4 protein-coding genes and 1 pseudogene are annotated in these 4,941 nt (G+C 50.8%); 1 reads left to right on the top strand and 4 read right to left on the bottom strand.

The genetic code is table 11. The annotated features are described in order from the left end of the window. Positions 1 to 113: pseudogene (locus DXH47_RS12055) on the top strand (IS30 family transposase); the annotation flags it as partial. Between the two features lie 85 nt (positions 114 to 198). On the opposite strand, the gene DXH47_RS11350 reads toward DXH47_RS12055, so the two are convergent. From DXH47_RS11350 to DXH47_RS11335, 4 genes are all read right to left on the bottom strand, one after another. Next, a complete protein-coding gene (locus DXH47_RS11350; RefSeq protein ID WP_129033416.1) occupies positions 199 to 1,428 on the bottom strand; it encodes a serine hydrolase domain-containing protein in 1,230 nt (409 codons plus the stop codon). A gap of 116 nt (positions 1,429 to 1,544) precedes the next feature. Continuing rightward, the gene (locus tag DXH47_RS11345) at positions 1,545 to 2,216 is read right to left on the bottom strand and encodes a 2,3-bisphosphoglycerate-dependent phosphoglycerate mutase (RefSeq protein ID WP_129033415.1); all 672 of its coding nucleotides are present in this window, start codon (positions 2,214 to 2,216) and stop codon (positions 1,545 to 1,547) included. Between the two features lie 206 nt (positions 2,217 to 2,422). Next, complete coding sequence (locus DXH47_RS11340; RefSeq protein ID WP_129033414.1) at positions 2,423 to 3,481, bottom strand: DMT family transporter; 1,059 nt, start codon at positions 3,479 to 3,481, stop codon at positions 2,423 to 2,425. A gap of 41 nt (positions 3,482 to 3,522) precedes the next feature. Beyond that, on the bottom strand, positions 3,523 to 4,470 hold the full coding sequence (locus tag DXH47_RS11335; protein ID WP_129033413.1) for an AEC family transporter: 948 nt from the start codon (positions 4,468 to 4,470) through the stop codon (positions 3,523 to 3,525). Positions 4,471 to 4,941 lie beyond the last annotated feature (471 nt).

Here is a 4,941-nt window from a genome sequence, read left to right as displayed (position 1 = left end):
TTTTGGGTCCTCATGATATCCAAGCAGTTGAGTCAAAGCTAAACAATTTACCGCGCCGGCAAACTGGCTATCAAACACCCAAAGAGCTTTTCTCCGCTGCTTCCGCCGGTTAAGTTAAGCCCATAAAATATGAATATTAATGAAAATACTGATTTAATAGGATTTGTCGTGTGGCTAATTTGTTCTTGCAATTTGGGTTTATTTCAATTTTTTCGCTTGGTTCACCGCGGCAAACAAATCCAGCGCCGCCTGTTCGGTGGACCACTTCGGGTACATGGTCCGTTTTTCAAAACTATTCGATAAAAAGACCACGCCCGTCTTGCCGTTGCGACTCAGGACAAAGGTACTTTCGTAAAAGTCCCCCAGGCCGTGCCCGTAATAGCCGGTACGACCTAAATGATAAAGCCCCCCTGCATAGTGACTATCACTCGCCGCCTGATGTAAGATCTGAGCCCCGGTCGGTGTCGACAAGAGCTTACCTTGAATCACCGCCCGTTCGGCCCGGAACAAGTCACCGGCACTCATGGTCGCGTTCCCGGTCGCCACTTCGACGGCCATATCGCTAGTCGCCGGAACGTGGGCTTCCTGGTAGACGCCCGGTTGGTTGCCCCCGTAACTCATGGTCCGGTGCTTGGTCTTACGCTGGAGTTGCGCAAAACTGGTGTGGTTCAAGTCTAGCGGCGTGACCAGTTGTTGGTAGAACAACCGGTAATACGATTCGTGCGTCACCTGGCGTAAAATGCCCGCCAATAACACGAAACTGATGGGTTGGTAATCAAATTGACCGATTTTATCCGGCAGGATGGTCGCCGTTTTGGCGGCGGTCTGGTAGACCTCCTTTTCGGTCAGCGTGGTGTTCGATTCGATGTCCCCCACCACCCCACCGGTCATGTCGAGCAACTGGCGGATGGTGATCTGGTCGCTATGCTTGATTTGCGGGTAGTACTGGTGTAAGCGGTCCGTCAGCTGTAACTGGCCCGCTTGGACTGCGCGCACGACCAAGTAACCCGTCAAGGACTTCTGGACCGAATTGATCAAGTACTGCGTGTCCACCCGGTTCTTCTGGCGTTTGACCATGTTGGCGTAGCCAAAGGCCCGCTGATAAACGACCCGGTCGTTTTTGACCACCAACGCCGTCCCCACGAAACGATGGCCGGTCAACGTTTGGTTGATCTGCGCCGTTAATTGCGGCGTCTTTTGCCCCAGATTCTTGCGGTCAAAGGCCGTGACCTTCTTCGCTCGGTGCGCCTGACTCTGGTCTGCATCCGTTTGGATGGCGTGGCGCGACTGCTTGACGTGCTTGTGATTGACGGCCGCGACCTCGCGCTGGTCAGTAGCGTCTAGCTGATGTACGCCGTACACGACACCCCCGATACCCCCTAAAACCACCAGTAAAATGAGCCAGTGCCCCAAATTTCGCCGATTCATGTTGAAACTCCCCCCTGAAAATCGTTTCACTATTACCCCTGATTATACGAAAAAGTTGGTTAAACACAATCCTTTCCCCTATTGCTTTAACCAACTTAAAGGTCTAACAAATTAAATTATAATGGTGTCTTGGCCAAGACGTTCAAGTGGGCATCGAAGTCATAACGAATTGGCTCCCCGTTGGCTACTTCCACCTTGGCGATGTCGGCGTCCGGCACCCGATCCAAGTACTTGATAAGTGCCCGCAACGTACTACCGTGGGCCACGATCAGTTGGTTTTTGCCGGCCAATAGTCGGGGGGCCACCTGATTGACCCAATAAGGTAATAGGCGGTCGTAAGCCATCTCTAGACTTTCCCCGCGTGGCTCCAGATGCGGGCTGAAGCGGTCATAGCGCCGGTCTTGGTGCACCGTCTCCAGTAAGGGCGGCACCACGTTGAAGCTCCGGCGCCAGATTTTGAGTTGATTGGCGCCGACTTGGGCCTTGACCGCGGCCTTATTTTGGCCCCGTAAGGCCCCGTAATGCCGTTCGTTCAACCGCCAAGATTTATACTCAGGAATCTCAAGCTGGTCAATGCACTCTAAGACGATGTTGGCCGTGACGATGGCCCGCTGGAGCATCGAGGTGTGTAACGCCTCAAACCGTATGCCGGTCTGCGCGACGATTTCGCCAGCTTGTTGGGCCTGCTTTCGCCCCTTAGCCGTTAGGGGCACGTCACTCCATCCCGTAAAAATATTATCTCGATTCGCGACACTTTCGCCATGTCGTAAAATGACTAACGTTGCCATGCCGTCACGCTCCCTTTCTCTTCCAAATACACTGCCTATGATACCATAGCCCTTAAGGGAAGCTAAGCCAACTGGTTTGGGTGTTGACTGACCCATCTTAGGCGACCTTACTCGCTCAACTAAAAACGGCCCGGCAACGTGTGCCGGGCCGTTAGGTGACTCAACCGCCAAAAGCTTTAGTGGGCATCACCGGTTGGATGATTAACTTAATAATTATCATTTTCAGTAGTGGTGTTAGCGTGTGGCAAGTCGGCATCCAAGCCGTCGGTCTCGTCCGCTGATTGAAAGTCACTCGCTGCCATTTCAGCCTGCTTGGCTGCCAATTGCGATTCGCGCGCCTTGACCCGGTTCCCCATGAAGGTGATGACTGAGCCAATCAGGATGACCACAATCCCCACAATGGTATTCGTCAAGATGCGCTCGTGGAGCAATAACGCCGCTAAAATTGGCGCTAAGCCGGGTTTGATGAAGAAGACCAGTGACGCCGTGGAAACATCGGAGCGTTCCATCGCCAGAAAGTAGAAGGCAAAGCCCCCACCCGTGACGCAGACCCCGATGAAGAACAATAGCCAGAAGTATTCCAGGCTAACGTTCTTTAAAATCGGCATCGCCACAAAGTCTTGTAACCCGTTGACGCTATTCAACCCGTTAGCTACGGCGGGAATGTGCGTCAGTAGCATAATTACCAGTAACTCGATGGATCCTGCCAAAAACGTGAAGCAGGTCATGGTAATCCCGTTGAAGTGGTGCCGCACCGACCCCCACCTAGAAACGATACTGTACAACCCGAAGGTCAACGCAGACCCAATGGCCAGCGCCAACCCCAGTGGATTGGTCAAATGCGCCGGGTTCACGATAATGACCAGGCCAATGATGGAGACCACCACGGCGATCAGGTTCGCCCGGCCCAGCCGTTCGTGCAAAATCAAATACGAGAAGATGAGCGCAAACACAGGGTTACAGCTAACGAGCACGGCCACCGTCGACGCTTGGTCGACCGTGATGGCCAACTGGTAGAGCGTCATACTAATGATGACACAGACCAGCCCCGTTAGGGCAAATAAGGCCCAGTCTTGCCGGGTCAAATGATGTTGCTGCTTAGCGAGCGCCTTTAATGCGATGGGCAGTAAGACGATTCCGCCAATAAAAAAGCGAATCAAATTTAGTTGAATGGGATTGAACGCCCCACCCGCAGCTTTGAGCGCAATTTCCATGGAACTAAACATCAACGTTGAAAATAAAATATACAGCATTGTTTTTCTCAAAACGACAGAAACTCTCCTTTAAATAAGTGTCAGGCAGTCGACTAAGCGACGTGCTGAACGATGACCATTAAAATCGGAATCACCACTAAGCTTAGGAGGGTCGTTTCGGTTACCATGATCGCCGCATAATCAGCATCGGCGTGGTATAATTTCGAGACTACCGGGGCGTTGGTCATGACTGGCATGGCCGCCTGTAGAATAAAAACTTGTTTCATGAGTATCGGCATGTGCGTGGGCAGCACCAGACAAGCCATCAATAAGGGCGCAATGATAAACCGCCCCAGTAAGATGCCCAGACTGTCGCGGTCGATACGGATATTTTGGAGCCCGGCCCCCGCAATCGCGGTCCCGATAAAGATCATCGACAGCGGAATGGTCAGGTTACCAATATAATTGAAGTCTTGCATGATCCAATTGGGCAGTTCGATGCCCAATAAGACCAGCGCAACGGCCACCATGAACCCTAACAGCGGTGGCGAAAAGACCTTTTTCAAGGTCGCTTTTAAACTAAATTCCGCGCTCCCCTGGCCGTCGCGTTGGATCAAGTAGACCCCGAGCGTCCAGAAAAACGTGGTGTTGGCCATGTAGTAGACCAGTACGTACGGCAAGCTTTTCGACCCAAACAGGGCCATGTTGACCGGTAAGCCGACGAAAACGGTGTTGGAATTTAGAAACATCGATTCAAAAAGTCCTCGGTGTTGGGGATTAATGCGTAACAAATGGTACGCAATAATCGACAACCCAAACATAATCAGCATCGACACGATGGGAAACCGTAAGTCTGGCAAGGTACTTTTCAGCTTGGCCGCCGTAAATTTCGAGGTAATGGTACTGATCATGTAAGCTGGTAAAGCAATTTGAGTGACCAGCCGAGCAATCAGCTTGGGCGCCTGGTCATCGAACCAGCCCCGGCGCGCCAAAACGTAGCCCAGCGCAATCATTACTAAAATAATAAGCACGCCGGACACACTATGAACAAAGACCCCCATTTTGCGACCCTCCTCAGTCATTATCATAAAAAATTAAACATTCTTAAGTAACGCCACCCAGTATAGCACATTTCTCAATTTGGCTTGTTAAGTAATCGGTTCCAAATCCATTCTTAGCAGCCTTTGTGCCCCCTTGACAACTTCACAAGCGTGTCCGCTTTTCAACCTGAACCGGCCAAATCGGACTGCTAACTCACCTACTAAACCATTTACGAAAGTCCAAATCTATGGTGTAATAAATGAATTAGGGCAATCATTTGACTAACAGGGTATTAAAATCTTGTTAAGGAACGGCGCGCCTTTCTCAATTCGGTGACGTTCCGTTTTATAATGGGTAAAGATTTTTGACAAAAAAGTAGATTGTAAAATTAATCCGAACGCTGTTCGGACAAAAAAGATCAGCTTCCTTTAAAATGGTGTTTACCACAAACCCATCTTTTAGGAGCTGATCTTTTGTCTAGTATAACCTAT

Source organism: Levilactobacillus suantsaii, assembly GCF_004115745.1.
GTDB classification, from domain to species: Bacteria; Bacillota; Bacilli; order Lactobacillales; family Lactobacillaceae; genus Levilactobacillus; species Levilactobacillus suantsaii.
Note: the sequence above shows the minus strand (reverse complement) of the source record. Positions and strands in the feature narration are given on the sequence as shown.

Coding starts and splice junctions, on each gene's coding strand:
- DXH47_RS11350 (WP_129033416.1), bottom strand. CDS start 1,428: ATGAATCGGCGAAATTTGGGGCACTGGCTCATTTTACTGGTGGTTTTA.
- DXH47_RS11345 (WP_129033415.1), bottom strand. CDS start 2,216: ATGGCAACGTTAGTCATTTTACGACATGGCGAAAGTGTCGCGAATCGA.
- DXH47_RS11335 (WP_129033413.1), bottom strand. CDS start 4,470: ATGGGGGTCTTTGTTCATAGTGTGTCCGGCGTGCTTATTATTTTAGTA.